General features: G+C 49.1%; 19 protein-coding genes. All 19 read right to left on the reverse strand.

Going from position 1 to position 19,781, the window contains the following annotated elements:
* Positions 1 to 16: 16 nt before the first annotated feature.
* Positions 17 to 1,522 (reverse strand): tripartite tricarboxylate transporter permease, encoded by a 1,506-nt coding sequence (locus AC1BI1_RS05875; RefSeq protein ID WP_476716351.1) that lies wholly within the window; start codon positions 1,520 to 1,522, stop codon positions 17 to 19.
* A gap of 15 nt (positions 1,523 to 1,537) precedes the next feature.
* Positions 1,538 to 2,029 carry a tripartite tricarboxylate transporter TctB family protein gene (locus AC1BI1_RS05880; RefSeq protein WP_476716352.1) on the reverse strand — a complete coding sequence of 164 codons (492 nt, stop codon included), beginning with the start codon at positions 2,027 to 2,029 and terminating at the stop codon, positions 1,538 to 1,540.
* Between the two features lie 6 nt (positions 2,030 to 2,035).
* Entirely contained in the window at positions 2,036 to 3,010 is a 975-nt protein-coding gene (locus tag AC1BI1_RS05885; RefSeq protein ID WP_476716353.1) for a phosphoglycerate dehydrogenase, read from the reverse strand.
* Positions 3,011 to 3,099: 89 nt separating this feature from the next.
* A complete protein-coding gene (locus AC1BI1_RS05890) occupies positions 3,100 to 4,116 on the reverse strand; it encodes a tripartite tricarboxylate transporter substrate binding protein (RefSeq protein WP_476716354.1) in 1,017 nt (338 codons plus the stop codon).
* 122 nt (positions 4,117 to 4,238) lie between these two features.
* Complete coding sequence (locus AC1BI1_RS05895) at positions 4,239 to 5,516, reverse strand: nickel-dependent lactate racemase family protein (protein WP_476716355.1); 1,278 nt, start codon at positions 5,514 to 5,516, stop codon at positions 4,239 to 4,241.
* A 121-nt stretch (positions 5,517 to 5,637) separates the two neighbouring features.
* Positions 5,638 to 7,026 carry a Na+/H+ antiporter NhaC family protein gene (locus tag AC1BI1_RS05900; RefSeq protein ID WP_476716356.1) on the reverse strand — a complete coding sequence of 463 codons (1,389 nt, stop codon included), beginning with the start codon at positions 7,024 to 7,026 and terminating at the stop codon, positions 5,638 to 5,640.
* A 3-nt stretch (positions 7,027 to 7,029) separates the two neighbouring features.
* Complete coding sequence (locus AC1BI1_RS05905; protein ID WP_476716357.1) at positions 7,030 to 7,800, reverse strand: IclR family transcriptional regulator; 771 nt, start codon at positions 7,798 to 7,800, stop codon at positions 7,030 to 7,032.
* A gap of 165 nt (positions 7,801 to 7,965) precedes the next feature.
* A complete protein-coding gene (locus AC1BI1_RS05910) occupies positions 7,966 to 8,742 on the reverse strand; it encodes a GntR family transcriptional regulator (protein ID WP_476716358.1) in 777 nt (258 codons plus the stop codon).
* Positions 8,743 to 8,904: 162 nt separating this feature from the next.
* Complete coding sequence (locus tag AC1BI1_RS05915) at positions 8,905 to 10,740, reverse strand: aldehyde ferredoxin oxidoreductase family protein (RefSeq protein WP_476716359.1); 1,836 nt, start codon at positions 10,738 to 10,740, stop codon at positions 8,905 to 8,907.
* Complete coding sequence (locus tag AC1BI1_RS05920) at positions 10,740 to 11,228, reverse strand: 4Fe-4S dicluster domain-containing protein (RefSeq protein ID WP_476716360.1); 489 nt, start codon at positions 11,226 to 11,228, stop codon at positions 10,740 to 10,742. Before AC1BI1_RS05920 ends, AC1BI1_RS05915 begins: the two co-directional genes overlap by 1 nt.
* Positions 11,229 to 11,332: 104 nt before the next feature.
* On the reverse strand, positions 11,333 to 11,533 hold the full coding sequence (thiS, locus tag AC1BI1_RS05925; RefSeq protein WP_476716361.1) for a sulfur carrier protein ThiS: 201 nt from the start codon (positions 11,531 to 11,533) through the stop codon (positions 11,333 to 11,335).
* A gap of 50 nt (positions 11,534 to 11,583) precedes the next feature.
* Positions 11,584 to 12,858, reverse strand: a complete 1,275-nt coding sequence (gene larAH5 / locus AC1BI1_RS05930) for a nickel-dependent malate racemase, LarAH5 family (RefSeq protein WP_476716362.1) — start codon at positions 12,856 to 12,858, stop codon at positions 11,584 to 11,586.
* A 63-nt stretch (positions 12,859 to 12,921) separates the two neighbouring features.
* Positions 12,922 to 13,689, reverse strand: a complete 768-nt coding sequence (locus tag AC1BI1_RS05935; protein ID WP_476716363.1) for a FadR/GntR family transcriptional regulator — start codon at positions 13,687 to 13,689, stop codon at positions 12,922 to 12,924.
* A gap of 225 nt (positions 13,690 to 13,914) precedes the next feature.
* Entirely contained in the window at positions 13,915 to 15,426 is a 1,512-nt protein-coding gene (locus AC1BI1_RS05940) for a tripartite tricarboxylate transporter permease (RefSeq protein WP_476716364.1), read from the reverse strand.
* A 13-nt stretch (positions 15,427 to 15,439) separates the two neighbouring features.
* Positions 15,440 to 15,904: a tripartite tricarboxylate transporter TctB family protein gene (locus tag AC1BI1_RS05945; RefSeq protein ID WP_476716365.1), complete on the reverse strand. Its 465-nt coding sequence runs from the start codon at positions 15,902 to 15,904 to the stop codon at positions 15,440 to 15,442.
* Positions 15,905 to 15,932: 28 nt separating this feature from the next.
* Positions 15,933 to 16,916: a Bug family tripartite tricarboxylate transporter substrate binding protein gene (locus tag AC1BI1_RS05950; protein WP_476716366.1), complete on the reverse strand. Its 984-nt coding sequence runs from the start codon at positions 16,914 to 16,916 to the stop codon at positions 15,933 to 15,935.
* 279 nt (positions 16,917 to 17,195) lie between these two features.
* Positions 17,196 to 18,275: a shikimate dehydrogenase gene (locus AC1BI1_RS05955; protein WP_476716367.1), complete on the reverse strand. Its 1,080-nt coding sequence runs from the start codon at positions 18,273 to 18,275 to the stop codon at positions 17,196 to 17,198.
* A 34-nt stretch (positions 18,276 to 18,309) separates the two neighbouring features.
* A complete protein-coding gene (locus AC1BI1_RS05960; protein ID WP_476716368.1) occupies positions 18,310 to 19,233 on the reverse strand; it encodes a quinate 5-dehydrogenase in 924 nt (307 codons plus the stop codon).
* Positions 19,217 to 19,777, reverse strand: coding sequence for a transcriptional regulator (locus tag AC1BI1_RS05965; protein ID WP_476716369.1), 561 nt, complete (start codon positions 19,775 to 19,777; stop codon positions 19,217 to 19,219). Before AC1BI1_RS05965 ends, AC1BI1_RS05960 begins: the two co-directional genes overlap by 17 nt.
* Between the last annotated feature and the right edge of the window lie 4 nt (positions 19,778 to 19,781).

A 19,781-nucleotide genomic window follows, 5' to 3' on the forward strand; every position in this document is an offset into this window, starting at 1 on the left:
AAAGATTGGACTTCCCCTACATAGAGGAACAGGAAGTTCCCCTTAGCTTATTCCTAAGCAATCTCACTACTGGAGGCATCAATATAATAGCAGCAGCCAGTATAAATAAGCTCCGCGATATCGGGCTGTCTAAAAACACACCAAACTTTCCTCCAGAAAGCATCAAGGACTGCCGCAAAGAATCTTCCAACATAGGACCGATGACCAGGGCTAATACCAGAGGGGCCACGGAGAAACGCCATTTCCGCAGGATATAACCCGCAATGCCGGCAATAAACATAATCCAAATATCGGTAACCGAGTTATTGACCGCAAAGGCACCTATTACACATAAAAGCAGAATAATAGGCATTAACAGATTCCGGGGCGTGCGCAGAACATTAACAAATAAGCCTACCAAGGGAAGGTTTAATACCAGGAGCATAAAATTCCCTATATACATACTGGCGATCACGCCCCAGAAGATTTCAGGGTGCTCCTTTATCAGAAGCGGCCCGGGAGTAACCCCGTGGATCATCATGGCCGAAAGTAAAAGGGCGGTGGGTGGTGCAAAAGGAATGCCCAAGGATAAAAGGGGAACAAAGGCTCCCACGGCCGCAGCATTGTTGGCTGCTTCCGGACCTGCCACTCCTTCCGGGGCGCCGTGGCCAAACTCTTTCTGGTACTTGCTTATCTTGCGCTCTAAAGTATAGGACAAGAAGGTGGAGATAACGGCTGCAGGGCCAGGAATCAAGCCGGTAAAGAAACCTAGGAAGGAGGCCCTAATTATAGGTCCAAGAGAACGCCTGAATTCCATCTGGTTGGGCAATAGTTCCTTTAGCTTGACCTTTATGATATCTTTCTTTTCCTCTAATTTCTCTTCCGCCACCTGCAATACTTCGGCAATTCCAAATAGACCCATAGCAATGGGGACAAAATCTATTCCTTTTTGCAGCTCTACCGAACCGAAGGTCAGGCGCGGTTGGCCGGTAATAATATCCAGGCCTATGGTACCCAAAAGCAAGCCAGCACCTACCATTATGAGGGACTTCAGTAATCCCTGTCCGCTTAATTGGGATAAAACCAGTAAACCAAAGACGGCAATAGCAAAATACTCAGGGGGCCCGAATTTAAGAGCTACCTCAGCCAGCCTCGGAGCGAGAAAAGTTAAAATTATCAGAGCAATGGTCCCGGCCACAAAAGAACCTACAGCGGCTAGGAAAAGGGCTGCCCCGGCCCTTCCCTTGCGGGCCATTTTATAACCGTCGATGGCTGTTACTACGGAACTGGCTTCCCCTGGTATATTTACCAAGATAGAAGTGGTGGAACCGCCGTACATGGAACCATAATAAATACCAGCAAACATAATCAAGGCAGTAGCCGGCGGTAAGCCATAGGTGACCCCTAATAGTAGAGCCATAGAGCCGATAGGCCCGATGCCCGGCAGTACGCCAACTAAAGTGCCTAAGAAAGCTCCAACAAAAGCGCACAAGAGATTTATAGGTGTCAAAGCCACAGCAAAACCATGTAATAATCCTTCCATTGCTAAAGCTGCCCCCTATCCCAGGATGCCCTTGGGGAAATAAATACCTAACCAACGGTAAAAAACAATATTGGCCACAATAGTTGTTAACACAGCCACTGCCAGGGATATCCACCAGTTCCGGTAGGCCATGATTCTTAAACTGGTATATAACAGGAAGATACTGGATAGGATGAAGCCTAAATAAGTTAAGGCCCAAGGGTAAAGCAACAGAGTTAGGATAAGCATAAAAGGCTTTCTATAGCCCGAACTTTCACCTTCCCCTTCTTCCTCCCATATGTCCTTCTCCTGGTCACCGGAGGAAGCGAGAGGAGAGGACCATAGTAGCTCTTTGCCGATGAGCATTATGCAAAGGACTACCAGAGTTAACCCTACCAACACCGGCATAAAACCCATACCCGGTGCCGCTGCCGAGCCAAAGGGCAATTTAAAGGCCTCATATAAATAAACTGCGGTTATCGTTCCTATAGTCAAAGCACCGGCCACGTTCCTGGATATCCTGGCCATAGTCACTTAACCCCCTAAAACCTCCGAATTAACTATAGCCACAGGAAGTTCTCCCTTAAGCACCTTGACTAAATTTTGAGCGGCAACAATCCCCATTCTATCAATCGCTTCTACGGTATGGGCACCGCTATGCGGCGCCATGACCACCTGGGGGAGTTCAAACAGGGGAGAGGAAGGATCTGGGGGCTCTTCTGCAAAAACATCTAACCCGGCCCCGCCTAATTTCCCTTCCTTCAAAGCAGTGTAAAGGGCGACCTCATCTATAATATCACCCCGGGCAGTGTTCACCAAAATGGCTCCGGGTTTTATAAGGGCCAATTCTTCCGCACCGATTAAGCCTTTGGTTTCGGGGGTGGCCGGTAGATGAAGGGAGATAAAGTCCGCCCGGCTTAAGAGTTCCTTTAAAGTTACCAATTCAATTCCTTCTTTTTGTATGAAATCTATATCAGGGTAAACATCATAGGCTAAGATCCGCATATCGAAACCCTTGGCCCTGCGGGCTACTGCCTTCCCGATTTTCCCTAGTCCGATGATACCCAGGGTCTTCTTCCACAGCTCAAGGCCCACAATGGGTTCCCAAAGGCTCTGGCGAACCTGTCGGTCGGCTAAGGTTATTCGTCTGGCCACACCCAACATCAAGCAAAAGGCCATATCCGCTACACTTTCACTATTGGCCCCCGGCGCGTTGCAAACCGCAATTTTACGCCGGGTGGCTGCCGCCACATCGATTTTATCTACCCCGACGCCAAATTTAGAAATTACCTTTAACCGCGGGGCTGCAGCTATAACTCTTTCTGTGATTTCATCTTCGCCACAGATAATCCCATCCACGTTACCTACCAAGAGTAGCATTTCCTTCTCTTTAAGCTTCTTACCCAACCAAGGGTTGGGAACTATATGGCAATTACCTTTTTCAAGTATCTGGAAGGGTTCGCGAGAGTAACGGCCAAACACGCGAGCAGTGATTAAGATATTGAACATAGCTCACATTCCTTTTAACCGTAATAAAATTATATTTGTTTTAAGAGGGAAGGCGGAAATGTATCCGCCTTCCGAACATAAGTGTAAAATTATTTGGCTTCTATCTGGGGCATGGATTCGATCAATTTCTTCATAATGGGAGCCTGCTTGTTAAAGTAGTCCACAACATCTTTACCGCTCATTACTTCCAGCATTATGTTATTATCTTCCATAGTCTTCTTAAATTCAGGATCGTTAGCCACTTTTTGTAGAGCTTCGGTCAATACCTTCCGGGCTTCGTCTGGTAGACCTTTAGGGGCAAAAACGAACTTCTTCACGCCCATATCAATATCAAAGCCCTTTTCCTTCATGGTGGGAACATCCGGCAAGGCGGAGAATCTCTGGGTAGAAGATATGGCTAAGGGTCGCAGCTTGCCTGCCTTAATATGAGGTATAGCCTCACCTGGATGGGAGGCAGCAGCATCCACATGGCCTCCCAAGATTGCAGTCAAAGCCGGAGCGCCGCCTTTAAAGGGTACAGGTTGGGACTTAACGCCGGCCAATTGGAATAAATAGTCTAGGCAAAGTTGAGGAATACCACCCATGCCCGAATTGCTGTAACGTATAACTTTATTCTTTTCTTTAGCATCTTTAATCAAATCTTCGAGAGTCTTATAAGGTGAACTAGCATTGACCGTAAGTAAAATGGGCTCATTTGTAAGGCCGAGCAAAAACTCAAAATCCTCCTGTTTATATCCCAAGTTTTTTTGAACGAAAGGCTGGGTCACAAATAACCCGCTGGCCCCCAGGGCAATGGTATAGCCATCGGGCTTGGTTTTAGCCAATTCGGTAGTGGCTATCATCCCGTTGGCCCCGTCGCGATTTACAACAACCATAGGCTTACCTAAGTATTTGTTAGAGGCTATCTGAGCTATGGCCCGAGATATAAGATCGCTAGACCCTCCAGGAGGCCAGGGGCAAATGAGGGTGACTTCTTTTTCAGGATATTTGGGGGCCGGAGCAGTTTGACTGCCTCCCTGTTGTTTGGGGCCACAGGCTACCATAACAAGGCCTAATATTGCCAAGAGACTTAATAAAATCAACAGTCTTTTATTGAAGCTCTTCATCCTCTCTCCTCCCTCTCAAGTTTCGGGTTTTAACTTATTCCCTTAAAGAACTCTCCCCCGCCTAGACCTTCTTGCTATCGCCTCCTCCTTTTATTACTAAAATTGTATAACTAATAGCACCTTCATGTAGTAACAAGTGGTAAAATTTCGCTGCCATTATGTAACACTGCAATCCTATTGCTTTGGCCAACAAGCTTTACAGCCATATTTAGAGCTTCTTGAGGGCTGTCAGCGCTATAAAATCCCAATACACGGGCCTCAAGGGCCGAAATTCCCTTGCTCACCAGGATAACTTTAACCTTTCTAAGAATATTACCTACGCGGGCTAAGTAAGAAGCTATATTTAGATCGGTTATTTCCTTGCCAGCCACTAGCCTTTCCACTTCCCCTAAAGGCCTGAACCCGTATTCAAGAATTAGGTCTCCGTGGCTTCTGGATATACCTTCGGGGCATTCAGCCAGCAGAATTACAACTCCACCTGGTTTGACTACCATATCGGCCGCTTGCAGGGCCTTGGTGGCCTGCCACAGCTCTAATTCGGCCGGAAAGGCTTCGGTTATTACTATGTCCGCTTTTCCTTTAATAGGGACTCCATAAATATTTTGGGCTAGCCTGCATCCCTGCCTGTGGGCCCTGATAGGATCACCGGCAAAGACTCCGGCCAGACGGCCTGTTTTATCCTGGACAACATTAACGATAAACTTTAAACCGGCTCTAAGGGCTACTTCTTCTATTTCCTTCCTTACCGGATTATCCGGCCTACCTAGGATTTCACTGGCCACATAATAGGCGCTGAGCCAATGGGTTTGACCGGTAGTAAGGGGGCCACAAACGCCGGGCTGAATGATCTTACCGCCGCCGCTGTAACCGGCCACCCTATGGGGTACAATATGGCCTATACCGATTATGAAATCGGCTTCCTTTAAGTGCCGGTTAATCCAGATCTCAATACCTGAATCGGTCTTGCCAATGTTTATCAAAGAATCTGGGTCTTGCCAATTATGATTATGAACTAAATAATTCTGATACACTTCTGGGCTAAGCTTTTGCTTTAGTTCGGCTTCATTAAGGGGCCGGTGGGTGCCCAGAGCCACGAGAACTTCAATGCGCTCATTACGCACCCCTGCCTTCTTTATCCTGTCTAATATGTGAGGTAAAATACGGCTTACCGGTGTAGTCCTGGTGTTGTCGTCTACAATAATTAATACCCGCTGGTCGGGCGACAGCATCTCGCTAAGGGCCGGAGTACCTATGGGGTTGTCTAGCCCTTGGGCAATAAGATTATCTTCATCTCCTACGCATAACTCACGAGCGTCGCGGGGATAAAATTCGTCAACTGAAATCTGCTTATTAATTCGGAGGGAAGGGAAAAATGGGTTGCTAAAATGAATGACAGCCATTTTCTTAGAGTTAAACCTCTTTTCTGGTTAATGTACCAAATCTGGAACATTGTTTCTTAGTAAATATATTCGACACAAATTAAACAATTCCTTCTTCCCGATTCCTCGACATAACAGTGAATTATTTGGAAAACTTAATTCTTGGCAGAAAAAGTGAACAAATAGATACTAGTGGGACTAGCCAGCCTATAAAATAGTAGGGAGCAGTCATTATCGGATTAATCCCTAAAGCAGCTTGAATCATAAAATACAAATTAGTCCAGGGGAAGAAAGGGGCCGGAACCATTGTCTGTTCTAGCATTAAACGGGAAAGATGAGAGGCATCCACGCGGGCCTGCCTGAACTTTTCGCGAAAATACCCGCCGGAGATAACTAAGCTGGGGATCACGGCACAGGTAATAACTCCTAGCAAAAAGGCCATGCCCATGGCCCTTAACATTAAATCTTTATAAGAGTTTTCTCGCCCAATCAAAAATCTTCCTAACCCCCCTTCCACTACCCCTAATTCCTTTAGGAGCATGCCCCAGGTACCAGCCAAAAGCACCAAGACGCTTACACCTGTATAATTGTTAATATTCGCTCGGGCAGCCAAGGAATCCAGAAAATCCACTCCGGTCAAGGGAGAACTGCCGGAAATCCCAGCTAGAATTTTGCTAATAGTAAACTGGGGCTGGGTAAGGAACCCCAATAAAACACTAACAATGATATTCAAAAAAAGTATGAATAATAAGGGCGCCCTAGTTATGCTTAACACCAGTACTAAGCCTACAGGTAATAATAAAAGCGGGTTAACATTATACTCCATAACAATCTCTTGCTTCTTCTGTATTATAGCTGTGGCTATATCACCTTGAGGAAGGTACAAATTCAGGACGCTGTACATAAAAACGGCTATTAAAATCGAAACGCCCGCTGTACGGCTGGTATTTATTATGTGATCCCTTAGATTGCTCTGGGCCATGGACACAGCTAGAACAACCATCTCCGATAAAGGCGATAAAAGATTGCCGGCTAGGGCTCCAGAGAGAATAGCCCCTCCGGCCAGGGCTGGAGATACGTTAAGCGTAGCCCCGATGCCCAGAAGGATAATTCCGGCTGTCCCCAAGGCCGCTACGATCGAACCCAGAGCTACACAGGTTACCAGGGAAATAATAAAGGCTTCGGTGAGATAAAATTGAGGCGAAATATAAGTTATGCCATAATACAAGAGGGTGGGTAGTACCCCCGAGGTTATCCAAATGCCGATCGACAAACCAACAACTAGAAGTATAAGGAAAGGATTAAAGGCTTCGCTCGCGCAGTGGGCCAGTCGTTTTTCTATATCCTGCCATTTATAACCCAACCGGGTACCAAATATAATAGTGAAAATAATATTGAGCAAAAAGGCTGGTAGCAGGTTTATATGGTTGTACACAAATACTATAATAAGCAAATAGCAGACTACCAATAATAAACCTATCTGACTACCTGTAGGTAACTTTATGTTTTCCTGGTCCATTTTAGGGTTCACATCCTAAAACCCCGGGTTAAAGCCCAATTTTCTTGAAATACTCAAAGTGGCTTCTTTCACTATAGGTCCCAGTTCTTTAGCCTTGTCCAGGGTGAAGCGAAAATCCGGTCCTGCAATACTTACAGCAGCTATAACCTGGCCGTCGGCCTGGAAAATAGGTGCCGCTACACATATAACGCCCAAGCGGTTTTCTTGGCAATCGAGGGCGAATCCCTGCTGGCGAATCTGAGCCAGATGTTCCTTTAGCCTTTCCACATCGGTAATGGTATGAGGCGTAACCGGAACTAAATTTACTTTTTGCAAATAAGAGTCTAACCGTTCGGCGTCCATAAAAGCTAACATTGATTTACCAACGGCTGTAGAATATAAAGGTACCCGCTTGCCAACCCTAGACAGTAAGCCTATAGTTTCGGAGGTATCTATTTTCTCTACATAAACACCTTCGTCTCCCTCCAGCCATACCAGGTGGACAGTTTCCCGGCTCCTGTTAGCCAGGTCCACCAGTTCGGGACGAGCTAGCTGGCGCAATTCCAGAGAATCCAAGACCTGGCTGGACAGCAACAACAACTTAAAACCCAGGCGATAACGCCGGGTAACTTCATCCTTAAGAACGTACTGCCTGTTTACCAGGGCCATAAGGATGCGGTGGACAGTGCTTTTGCTCAAGCCTAAAGCCCGGCTAATCTCCGTGACCCCAAGCCCCTCTTTAGCAGAAGCCAATACTTCTAGAACCTCTAACGTTTTTATAGGTGTGGAATCGTTAGCCTTCGTCACCCTTCGTTCCCCTTTGTTTTAAATATAGAACTATATTCCACATATGAATAATTCGTCGTCTCTTAAAAAATTCCTGCCGGAGCTCCGAAATATAAATTCCTTGCCCCAATAAATAAGCACTTAAGGCAAGGAATTCAACGTTAAATTTAACGTTTTATAATCCCGCTACTCTACAATAATACCGCTACCGGCTCGCGGGCGGCTACGGTCCAGTTCCACGCGGTATTTATATCTATCGGCCCGGTAGGCATTGATAGAGAGCTCCACGGGCATATCGCCAGAATAAGCTATGCGCTCCATTATTAGAAGGGGAGAGCCTACTTTTACTTGCAGATAAAAAGCCTCTTTCTTCCCCGCTTTTCCGGCCGAGATGGTCTGTTCGGCCCTCTCCAACACCAGCCCTAGCTTGGACTCCACCAGTTCATACAGGCCGTAATGTTCGAGGTCAAACTCAGCCAGGCGAGAACCGTACTCGTAGGGCCAGTAGCTGCGCAAATAAGTAACCGGCTGGCCGTTCATTTTCTGGATTTTTTCGATGAGATAAAGGGGTTGGCCTTCAAATACCCGCAGCTGGGGCGCCCGGCGCAATTCTTGCGGAGTTATTTTCACCGGGCCGGTATATAGGATTTCGGCGCTGGGCACATAACCACGTGCCCGCATCTCTTCAAAAAACCCAGTGAGCTTTCCCAGGGTTTCCTCTACCGCCGCCCTTTTAACAAAAGTGCCCTTGCCCGGCCGCCTTTCCAGCAAGCCTTCTGCCACCAGAGCAGACACCGCCCGCCGTACCGTAATACTGCTGACGCCGTACATCTCCATCAACTGTTTGTCTGTAGGGAATAAGTCCCCTACCTTATATTTCCCCTCTTTAATAGCGCGGCGCAGGTCATTAGTGATTTGATAATGTAGCGGAACGGGTTTAGAACGGTCGATATTTATTTTCATGACGATCAGACACCTCAATTTTGCTTAATTATATAAAATTATACTCATGTGCATTATACTGCCTTTTTATGCGTCCGTGCAAGCACCAAAAATAAAATAGCCCGCTCTGGCATTATACCCATAAGCCAGGGGGCTATAAAACCACTTTTTAAGCTTTAAATTTTATGAGCTCACCTCTTGCCAGACATACTCCAGCCCCAATTGAGCCAGCTTCTCCTTTGTGGGCCGCCCCTGACGGTCCCAGCCCATGAGGTCATAGTACTCATCCAACATGGGCTCCAGTTCCACCACCTGACCTTGGCTGGGACCTGAAGGCATGGGCTCTTTTAGCATCCTGGGGGGAAGCCTATCATCTTTGCGGTCGAAACCTTCTCGTAGGTTAAAGAGCCGCTCCAGATTAACTATTCTCTCAGCCTTTAGCCTGGCCGCTGCCTCATCCAGGGCCAGGCCCGTAACCGCCCGGTAAAGCTCCAGTTGCTCCTTTAGTCCCAGAGCGAAGCGCATGGAAGAGCAGAGGGCAAGGGAATCCACTACTGCCATTAGCAACTGCATCTCTCGCACCAAGGCAGCCTTGCCCCTATATTCTAGGCGCCTGCCGCCGTCCCCGGCAGCCTCAGCGCCCATAGTAGGAGCTATCATATGGTGGGCTCCCCGGGGAGAGATGGCATAAGTCAGGCCCATGCCTTTTATCCCGCGAGGCTCATAGGTAGGAAACTCCTGTCCTTTGACCTGCATGGCTAACTCGGGCACGCCCAGCTTTTCGGCCGCTATCCTGGAACCTTCGGCTAAAAGATCCCCCAAGCCCTCCCGCTGAGCAATTTTCTGTAATATGGCCACCAGGGCTTCGCCGTTGCCAAAGCGCAGGTCAATACCGTCGGTATCCCTTTGGGTGAGGATACCTCTTTCATAACATTCCATGGCCAAGGACACTACTGCTCCGGCCGACATAGTGTCCAGGCCGTAAACATCGCAAATTTCTACCGCTTTTACCAGGGCTGCCAGGTCGGCCACACCGCAGTTAGCTCCTAGTAGTCCGATGGACTCAAACTCGGGCCCTTCAATTTGGGTTCCAGAATAAGGACCATCTTTAATACGGCTCACCTTACCGCAGGCTATGGGACAGGCATAACACGACATGTGGCCTACAAAGATGTTCTCCTCCATGCTGGCGGCATTGATTTTTTCCGCCTCTTCAAAATAGCCCGTGCTAAAGTTGCGAGTGCCCCAGTAGCCCAGGGCATTGGTCCCGTCTATCATTTCCGGGGTGCCGTATTTCCGGCGAGCCCGGGCCTTGAGGTTGGATCCCAATATTTCGTAAGTTTTTTCCGCCAGGCTGGCCAGGGCTTCCGGGTCGGCCACCTCTACCCCGCTGGTACCGCGTACAGCTATGGCCTTTAAGTTTTTGGAGCCCATCACAGCTCCAGCGCCACCCCGGCCGAACTCGCGGTGATAATCGCTCTGGATGCAGGCAAAGCGGCTTTGTTTTTCTCCTGCCGGGCCAATACAGGCTACTTTGATGGACTGATCTTTGAGCTCGCTGCGTATGGCATCCTCCGTAGCATGGGTGAGTTTGCCCCACAGGTGGGAGGCATCCTTTAACATCGCCTGGTCTCCATCTATCCAGAGGTATACAGGATGAGGAGCCCGCCCCTCAATTATGATACCGTCATATCCAGCAAACTTAAGCTCAGGGGCCAGGTGCCCGCCGCACAAGGAAAAGGAATAAGTGCCTGTCAAAGGTGAGCGAAAGGTAACAGTTATTTTGTTGGCGCCTGGAGCCAGGGTCCCCTCTAAAGGACCGGTAAGAAAAATAAGTTTATTATCCGGCCCCAGGGGGTCCGTGGCCGGTCTTAGCTCCTTTAGCAAGAGGTAAGCGCCTACACCGCGGGCACCTATATAGCTGGCAAATACTTCTTGGGGGGTAGGTTCCTTAATTATGGTACCGTTGTTGAGATTGATACGCAAAATCTTTCCGGCTAACCCCTTTAAAGCCGTCATTATCTGATCCCCCCTTGAATCTCAGCAGCAGCTACCTCGGCGTAAGCATCCCTTGGCCCCCGGTCAGCCACAGCCAAAGGCACATACTGGATGGCGCCTTCGCGGCAGTGGGCGACGCACTGGGGATTACCTTGGCAAAGATCACAAATCAAAACTACTCTTTTATCTTTATCAATGCCTATGGCTCCATAGGGACAGGCCCTTATACACCGCCGGCAGCCTATGCAGGTTTCTTCGTTTACCAGGATGGCACCTGTCTCCGGGCTTTTACTTAAAGCGCCCTCCCGGCAAGCAGCAATGCAGGGACTTTTGGCGCACTGCATGCAGGTTACCGGAATATTTACGTATTTGCTGTGCACCCGGACTACCCGGATACGGGCTTTGCAGGGATTCACCTGACCTTCATGTTTAAAGGAACACCATTGCTCACAAAGGCGGCACCCTACGCACTTTTCCGGGTAAACGACCAGGACGTTAGTGGCACTCATTATTATACATACCCCTTAAAAATGTATAATATTATACTCTATGGGTCTATTATATCGCTTACTTTTGGCTTTAGCAAGGAAGATTTCTCCCTATCAAAGTTCCCTTATCCGCCGTCCATAAAATTTACTGTCTCTATAACATCTCCCTGTTGTAAAATCAAGCCATATTCTTTTTTGGTCAAAAAACGCTTGTTTACGGCTACTGTGACAATGGGAGAAAGTAATCCTTCCTGTTGCAGCAATTCATGCAAACTTAGGCCATCCCTTACTTGCTTTCTTTTCCCGTTGACTATAATTTCTATCAAGGGTATTCACTCCCGCAGACACTCTGATACGGTAGACTACCAGTCGAGGTTTATACCCCCATCGTGGTATTTAGGACATAGGGAATAGTTGAACCGGCCTTGGGCAAGACGGCAACCCGGGCCCTTGCCGGCAAGCTATCCTTGACCATATCCACCGCTTCCTGGAGGTTGGCAGCAGGGGTCACTTGCATGATGCCGGCAGTCTCAGGGTCGATATTTTTACTGACTAAGATTACCTGGGCTTTTTGCAAGCTGCGGCACCACAAATAAGCTTTATGAGCGCCCATCTGGAATTCTTGCTGGGCAAAGTTGCGCAAAACCCCTTCTACCGTCCCTCCTTCGAGCATGGCTTTCGTAAACCGGTCATCTCCTACTCCTTCCCGGCACTCAGCGCAAAGAATGATTACGCCTTTTTCCTTTACAATACGGGCCGCATGGGCCAGCCCTTTTTGGGCCTGGTAGAGATTAATATCTTTAGGGAATCCCCCGGGTGAAGCGATGACCAGGTCGGCCTCGCGGGAAACAGGTACTTCGCAGATTTCCCGAGCTAGGGCCACACCGGCGCGGTGGGCCTCCAAGTAGTCACCGGCTACCGCTTTGACAATCTCTCGCCGGCCGTTAAGAATCACGTTGACAATCAAGTTTATCCCCACCAGGCGGCCTATTTCATCAATGTCCTCCCGGGCGGGATTGCCTTCTACCCGGCCCAGTTCGCTCCCCTCCAGTTTAAGGAGAGAATGATTGGCGCGGATGGTGGCTTCTCCGCCGCAGCCGATGGCCAAACCCTTTGCCCCTCCGCTATAGCCTACAATCTGGTGGGGATCGATCATGCCCACTATAATGCGCACTTCGGCTTCCAGATAGTGGCGGTTTACCCAGATGGGTGTTCCGCGGGAAGTGGTGGCCACATAACGCAACGTGCCGGGCGCATAAGCATCATGGCTGATCACTTTGATTGTATTAGCAATCTCTTCGCCCACAATGGCAGGAAACTCTTCCGGAGGCGCCGGCCGGTGTAAGCCTGCACCTATGAGGATAGTAATGCCGGATCTCTCAATACCTACTTCGGTGAGTCTTTTGATTAAAACAGGCAAAATAACTTTATTGGGCACCGGCCGGGTCAAATCGCTCACCACAATTACCGCCTTCTTGACTCCCCGCAAGCTCTCCCAGCTAAAACCCAAGGGGCTGGATAAGGCCCGCTCTATTTCTCCTGCTTCATCTGCTGCTCCCGGGTAAGGACGTAAATTTACTACTTCTACCTCTAAACCTGGCGGCAATTCCGCTGTCTCTAAACCGTTGCCGTAAGGGACTTCTACTCGCATCAATATCCCCCTTCCTAGGAAATCATCATTCCTCAGTGGTATTACCACTAACTATTAAATTTTTTAATTCCTTCCACTGGCAGAAGAATTCCGCGGCCCAGGCTCTTCCTGTACTACCTGCCGCTCTACGTTCTCTAAATGTCTAAGCATAGCGGCTGCAGCCGCATTAGCATCTCGCTGAAGCAAGGCTTCCACAATAGCTTCGTGTTCGGTCACGGAAGCTTCTCCGCGGCCCGGTATAGATAGTGATCGAGAACGGCTGTCAGCCAAAAGATCGAGGAGGCTTTCTACAATACGTACCAGTACGCTGTTTCCGGTAGCCCGGGCCAGGTCGTAGTGAAACTGGCTATCATGACTCGCTAAAAGGGAAAGGCGCCCGCTTTTCAGTTTCCCCAACTGCTCCTTGGTCTGCCGGATAAGATCGGCCAGCTCACTAATTTCCTGTTCCCCGGCCCTCTGGGCCACCCACACGCTAGCCACCGGTTCCAGGACCTTGCGAATTTCAAACAAATCTTTGATAACCCGGGGACTGACAAAAATTCTCTTGGCAAATTGCTGCAGATAAGCATCCGGATCCTGTTCGGCAATAAAAACCCCCTGCCCATGCTTGATATTGACCAGTCCTTCCGCAGCCAACATTTTTAAGGCTTCCCTGACCGAGGTACGGCTTACGCCCAACATCTCCGCCAGTTCCCTTTCTGCCGGCAGTTTATCTCCTGGCTTTAACCGACCCTCGAAAATGCGCTTCTTAATTTCGTCCACTACCCGGTGATAGACACTGCGCGGGTCCTTAATGGTCTGAAAAAGCTCATTAGATTTCTCTGCTTTCATTATTTCACCTGCTCCCTCTATGTCGCTCTGTTCAACTTTTACTTCTTCCTATACAAAGCTATTCTATCATAAGCAGAATATGCATGTCACGGCCACTGGTAGCTTCCTTCCCCAAGGCGTAAGCAGGCCTCTTGTCACTCCAAGCCGGGATCATGTAAAAAACGCGCCAAACGTGATGTCTGGCGCGTCTATTCACCAGAATTAAGCTTTTCCTTCCTATACAGCTTAGGCTTCTCCATCTTCGGCCGCTAATTCGGCGCTCCGGCCGCGGAACTGAAGCCACAGGCCCCACACAACCATGGCGATGGCTATAATCATAAAAGCGACGGAGATGGGTCGCGTAAAGAAAATCAAAGGTGAACCGTCGGAAAGCACCAATGACTGCTTTAAGGAGGTCTCCAGCATTTGGGCCAGGACAGTGGCTAAAACCATAGGTGCCAGGGGGAAGCCCAACTTGCGCATCAAATAGCCTAAGACTCCAAATATTAAAGCCACCCAGACATCGAACATTAAAAAGCGCACGCTGTAAGCTCCAATTACTGAAAACAGGAGAATTAACGGACCAAGGATGGGGAAAGGAATGAGGGCAATACGGGCCCACAATCCTACTAAAGGCAAGTTTAAAATTAAGAGAATAACATTTCCAATATACATACTAGCAATAACAGCCCACACCAGGTCCGGATTTTCTTTAAATAACATGGGACCGGGTTGCAGCCCGTACATCATAAAACCACCTAAAAGCACGGCCAAAGCCGGACCAGAAGGAATGCCAAAGGAAAATAGGGGAACAAAACCGCCGCTACAAGTAGCGTTATTAGCGCCTTCAGCGGCCGCCACCCCTTCTATGGCTCCATGTCCAAAAAGATGGGGGCGTTTAGATACTCTCTTTTCCACATCGTAAGCGATAAAAGTAGTTACTGCCGGGCTGCAGCCAGGCAAGAGGCCTAGAAAGAAGCCGATTACTGAAGAGCGCAACATAGCTCCCCAGCTCTGCTTAAGATCCTCCAGCGTAGGAAGCCAGTCGCGAACTTTAGTTTCATAAATCGTAACTACTGCCCTTTCAACATTTACCAGCACTTCACCAATAGCGAAGAGACCTATGATGACGCTGATAAAGTTGACTCCAGCCATCAAAGTAACCGAGCCAAAGGTAAGGCGTGCTTCACCCGTGACAGGATCGAGCCCTACCATGGCCACCAAAAGGCCTAAGGCGGTGGCGATTAGCCCTTTTAATAAAGCCCGGCCGGAAAGGCTGATAACCAGAGTAAGAGCCATAAACATCAAGGCAAAATATTCAGGAGGTCCAAAGGCTAGGGCCACATTGGCCAGGGCCGGGGCGAAGAAGGTGAGGCCGACCAGGCTTAAAGTCCCGGCCACAAAGGAAGATATGGCTGAGATGCCTAACGCCGGGCCCCCTCTCCCCTGCCGCGCCAGCTGGAAACCATCTAAAGCTGTAGGCACGGAAGAAGCCTCACCTGGTATATTAACTACGATGGCTGTAGTGGAGCCTCCATACATGGCACCGTAGTAGATAGCGGCCATCATTATGATGGCCGGGATGGGCGGCAAAATGGTAGTCAAGGGCAACAGAATAGCGATAGCCGAAGTAGGCCCGATGCCCGGCAAAACACCTACCAGGGTTCCTATCAGGCTCCCTAATAAGGCGTATAGAATGTTTAAAGGCGAAAGAGCCTGAGCGAAGCCGTCTAAAAGGAAGTTCCAAGAAAAGGACATAAGAGAATGCCTCCTACCACCCTAAGGGACCTACGGGAAAAGGAAGTTCCAGCATGTGAATGAACAGGAAAAAGACAGTAGCGGCCGACAAAATTCCTATTATGAAGGTAAGAACAATGTGGTAGCGCCCCAAGTACCACACCAAAAATGTTATAAAAATTAAGGTGCTCAAAGGGAAACCGAGAGTTTCTATTAGCAACAGATAAATTATCAAGCTTACGCAGGTTACCAGTATCCTTATAAAACCATGGCGGTCAGGCCAGGCGATTACTTTCTTTTCGCCCCGATAAAGCCACCCGGTAATAGCCAGAATTATTCCCGTCCCCATTACTATCCAGCTCAGTAAAAGGGGCAGGGTCCGAGGGTGTAGATGCTCCCCCGTAACCCCGGATATTTTTAAGGAAGTAATCAAGGATGTGACTCCCAGAATGGCCAAAAAACCGCCGCTAACAATATCCGCCGAACGCTGTGTCCGCATAAAGCTCCCTCATGTTTTTGGTCAGTGATTATTGCTGTTTAATCTGGTCTACCAGCTCTTTATAAATGCTGGTCATCTTGGCAATATACGCCTTGGTCTCTTCATGCCCCATAGCTATGGGAACAAAACCTTCCTTTTTCATTTGGGCCTGTATTTCCGGATTGCGAGCAATTTCCAGGAAAGCCGTTTCTAGCTTCTTAATAACATTGGCTGGCGTGTCCGGTGGTACAGCTACTCCCCGGTCAATAGTTTCTACCAAGTCAATACCCTTTTCCTTAAAGGTGGGAGCATCTGCAAAACCTTCAAATCTCTCCTTACCGGCAAAGGCTAGCACTCTGATTTTATCCTTGTGCTTAACCAGATCATCAGAGTTGCCAAAAATAGCCTCTACATGACCGCCCAGAAAGGCGGTTATCTGAGGAGCTGAGCCAGTAAAGGGCACATACTTAAATTTAGTACCCGTTAGTTTCTCCAACCTTAAGGTAGCCATCTGGTGCCCGGAGAAAGTTCCTGAACCGCCAATGGAAATTTGTCCGGGCTTTTTCTTGGCAGCCTCCAGGAACTCTTCTAAAGTTTTATAGGGGCTGGTGTTTAACACCGCTAACCCTAGTGGAGTAGACTGGAACAGCGCAACCGGCACAATCTGCTCGGTCTTATAGCCGGTGGCCTGTTGCATGGGCTGTAAAATGATGTGAGGGATGTTGAAACCACAAATAGTGTAACCATCGGGCTTGGAGCGCACTAGTTCACTCCAACCCACTGCACCGCCGCCGCCCACTTTATAGTCAATTACTACTTTCTGACCCAAAATTTTTTCTAGAAGGGGCTGCTGTCTTCTGGCCTCCCGGTCTGATTGTCCACCTGGATCAAAAGGAATAAGATAAGTTATTTGCTTGTTGGGGTAATCATCTTTGGATGCAGATGGAGCCTTACCACAAGAAGTTACTAGTAAAGCTACCACCATTATTAGAGCTACTAAACTGAGCAAATGGGCTTTCCTGCCCTTCGCCATCATGTCTTACCTCCCCTTCTTAAAGTCTTGCCGTCTTTCTTTATATGACTTCAGTGGTCTTACCTCTTACTTTTCGACGGGTAATTAAAAAATCCTTCTTGTTGCTAAAAAAAATATTTATAGTGCCAGTATAACAAGAACAGTGTGTCACTACTGCTATGACCCAACCTTTCCCACCTGGTAATACCGCTTCGGCCAGCCCCGAAAAACATAAGGCCAGGCTTCCATTTATAAGACTGGAAACCTGGCCAGAAATAGATCCTTTTAGACACAAGCTGTTCAAGCCAGTGCCAGCTTTTGCCTTGCCCGTTCGCGTATAGCCTCAATTTTCTCCTCTGACATCGGCCGCTCAAAGCTGCGCAAGCCGGCCAACCGGAAACCATGCTTTTTTGCCAGGCGGCTGATCTCATCCACCTGCTCCACGGTAAGATCGCGACCTAAAGTGAAACATTCCAGGCGTCCTTCCAGGGCCAGGATCATGGTTTCCGCCATGCAGGCATAAGCCAGCCCGGGAGGATAACCGAAGTTAAAGCGGAAATTAACCTCTCCCGGGACTTCCACCACACCGCCTTCGATAACCAGCACATCATCCCTTTCCTCCGCTACCCGGCGGGAAACATCTCGCGGCCGGGCCACATCACACACCACTGCCCCGGGCTTAAGATCTTCCGGTTCAATAACCGCCTCAGCCGCGGAAGTAACGGTAAGAACCACGTCCGCCCGGCGCAGAGCTTCTTTTATATCGGTAGATAAATTGACCGTCAGCCCCGTGTCCTCCCAAATGCGGCGGGCCAGGTCTTCCAATTTCTGCTTCTTCCTGGCCACCAGGGTTAAAGAAGTGCATTCCCTGGCCAGAATCCTAGCGCAAACCGCGCCTATAGCCCCGGTAGCCCCTACCACTGCCACTTGAGCGCGGGAAATATCGATCCCCATCATTTCGGCCGCCTTCTTGGTACCCTCCAGAGCTGTAGCTACAGTATAGCTGTTTCCCGTGGTTACAGGAATGTTCAAGTGGCGGGCTATGGTGATCCCGGCATCTCCTACCACTGAGGTCATGGCTCCCAGGCCCACAATCTCGGCTCCCAGTTTTTCTGCCAGACGGCCGGCCTGAATTATGCGGTCTAAAACAAATTTTTCCGGCAGAGTAACCATCTGCCGGCTGGTTAAGGGGCAGGAGATAAACCATCCCTCGGTTTCAGCGTAGCTGGAGCGCACCCCGGTTATATAAGATGTTTTAATAGGTGGCAACCACAGCAGAAGCCTCTCTACCCAACGGTGGGGGAGATAGGCGGTAATAGGAAACTTCCGAGCTACATCACTCACATCCAGCGGGTGAATAATAAAGGCGAATCTGTGCAACTTTCCAACCCCCTGCCTTGTATGCTTATCCACCTTAACTCAGCGAAGCAGGCGCAGGCTCCTGTAAATGTACTATACGGGGCTTAAACCCCAAGCGGTCTAGCAGGGCGTTATAATCATCGGGAGTCACTTCTTCCGGCCGTTTGCCGCTCAAGACCAGGAGAACAGCCTCCAGGACATTGGTGCCAAAGGACCGACCATTAAATTCGGGGGTGGTAGTAATCAGAGTTGCCACACCCCTTTTTTTAAGCTCCTCTACATCCGCCTGGGTAACAGTATTGGTGATAATGATTTTTCCCGGCAACTTGTCCGGCATATAACGGCGGATGAAATGAAAATCGCCGGCAATAATCTCTGCCTCTTCGTAAAACCGGGTGTAGCGGGGCTCGATTTTCTCTTGTTCTCGACCGGTTGGATAGAGCATCTTTATAGGAAAAAGGCGTACTATGGGGGCCGCTAAATAGGCCACCCGGCGGAAGGTAGGTAAGGACCTTAAGGGTACGGGCAAACCCAGGCCGAAGATTAAATCCCCACAAGTAAGATCGGCTCCAGCTTCGGCCAGTGCTTCCGCCATGCCGAACCGGTCCACAGCGCAGACCATCAACACTTTCTTACCCCGGAAATCCAAGCCCTTCCCGGAAAGCTCTTTAATCACCCTCCGTTCCAGGGTATCCTTTAGACCTCCGCCATCTACTATAGGTGTTTGCCTAGCCGCTTTTACTACCCGCGCCGCATCCCGCAGGAGATATTTGCGCGACCCAACGCGAAGGTAAAGATCCATTCCCCCCAGGCCAAAGGCATCGACTTGGCCGTCCATCTCCCGGATGAGGGCAATCATCTTCTCCAGGTCTCCATCGGTACCAATGCGCGAGAGCTCAAATTGAATTCCCAAAAATTCCACCTGGACCACGTGGTTTCTCCTGGAAGATCCCAGGCTAATGCTAACTACCCGCTTCATCTCTCCTTCTCTCCTTTGCCGGCAGTAATACCTTTCGCACAAGCTGGCGCAATTTTTCCACGTCAACCGCTCGATCTTCTTTGATAGGTGAAGTTCCTATTTCCACCCCGATGACTTCGCGGCCGAGCAGAGCTTCGCTGAGTTTAATGCGGTAATCCGAGCCGATAACTATTATTACATCGAACTCCCGCAGGTGGGCAATAGTCTCCATAAGTTCAGTTATGAGATCGAGACCATTTTTCTTACGTACAAATTCCCACCTTTCCGCCTCCGTAAGGAGAAAAATATATTCTACCCCTTCCTCCTCCAACATCTTCTGCAGCTCTTGTTTATTGGCCACTGGAAAACCAATTACTGCTACCCTCCGGCCCCGCCGGACTTCCCCCAGGCTTTCCAGCCGGGAGACAAAAGACCGGTCCACTCCTATCCGCTGGGCTGTTTCGGCTTGGGAATAACCTTGACAGCGCAAGGAGAGAATCCGGTCAATAGTAGCATTGATTTTGCGCCGGTCCAGGAGTTTATCGCCTACCCTTATGAGCTCCACTTAA

It is taken from the genome of Thermanaeromonas sp. DSM 22490, assembly GCF_056378755.1.

Coding starts and splice junctions, on each gene's coding strand:
- AC1BI1_RS05915 (WP_476716359.1), bottom strand. CDS start 10,740: ATGACGGCTTTAAAGGGGTTAGCCGGAAAGATTTTGCGTATCAATCTC.
- AC1BI1_RS05950 (WP_476716366.1), bottom strand. CDS start 16,916: ATGGCGAAGGGCAGGAAAGCCCATTTGCTCAGTTTAGTAGCTCTAATA.
- AC1BI1_RS05875 (WP_476716351.1), bottom strand. CDS start 1,522: ATGGAAGGATTATTACATGGTTTTGCTGTGGCTTTGACACCTATAAAT.
- AC1BI1_RS05935 (WP_476716363.1), bottom strand. CDS start 13,689: ATGAAAGCAGAGAAATCTAATGAGCTTTTTCAGACCATTAAGGACCCG.
- AC1BI1_RS05920 (WP_476716360.1), bottom strand. CDS start 11,228: ATGAGTGCCACTAACGTCCTGGTCGTTTACCCGGAAAAGTGCGTAGGG.
- larAH5 (WP_476716362.1), bottom strand. CDS start 12,858: ATGCGAGTAGAAGTCCCTTACGGCAACGGTTTAGAGACAGCGGAATTG.
- AC1BI1_RS05890 (WP_476716354.1), bottom strand. CDS start 4,116: ATGAAGAGCTTCAATAAAAGACTGTTGATTTTATTAAGTCTCTTGGCA.
- AC1BI1_RS05885 (WP_476716353.1), bottom strand. CDS start 3,010: ATGTTCAATATCTTAATCACTGCTCGCGTGTTTGGCCGTTACTCTCGC.
- AC1BI1_RS05945 (WP_476716365.1), bottom strand. CDS start 15,904: ATGCGGACACAGCGTTCGGCGGATATTGTTAGCGGCGGTTTTTTGGCC.
- AC1BI1_RS05940 (WP_476716364.1), bottom strand. CDS start 15,426: ATGTCCTTTTCTTGGAACTTCCTTTTAGACGGCTTCGCTCAGGCTCTT.
- AC1BI1_RS05895 (WP_476716355.1), bottom strand. CDS start 5,516: ATGGCTGTCATTCATTTTAGCAACCCATTTTTCCCTTCCCTCCGAATT.
- AC1BI1_RS05910 (WP_476716358.1), bottom strand. CDS start 8,742: ATGAAAATAAATATCGACCGTTCTAAACCCGTTCCGCTACATTATCAA.
- AC1BI1_RS05880 (WP_476716352.1), bottom strand. CDS start 2,029: ATGGCCAGGATATCCAGGAACGTGGCCGGTGCTTTGACTATAGGAACG.
- AC1BI1_RS05960 (WP_476716368.1), bottom strand. CDS start 19,233: ATGAAGCGGGTAGTTAGCATTAGCCTGGGATCTTCCAGGAGAAACCAC.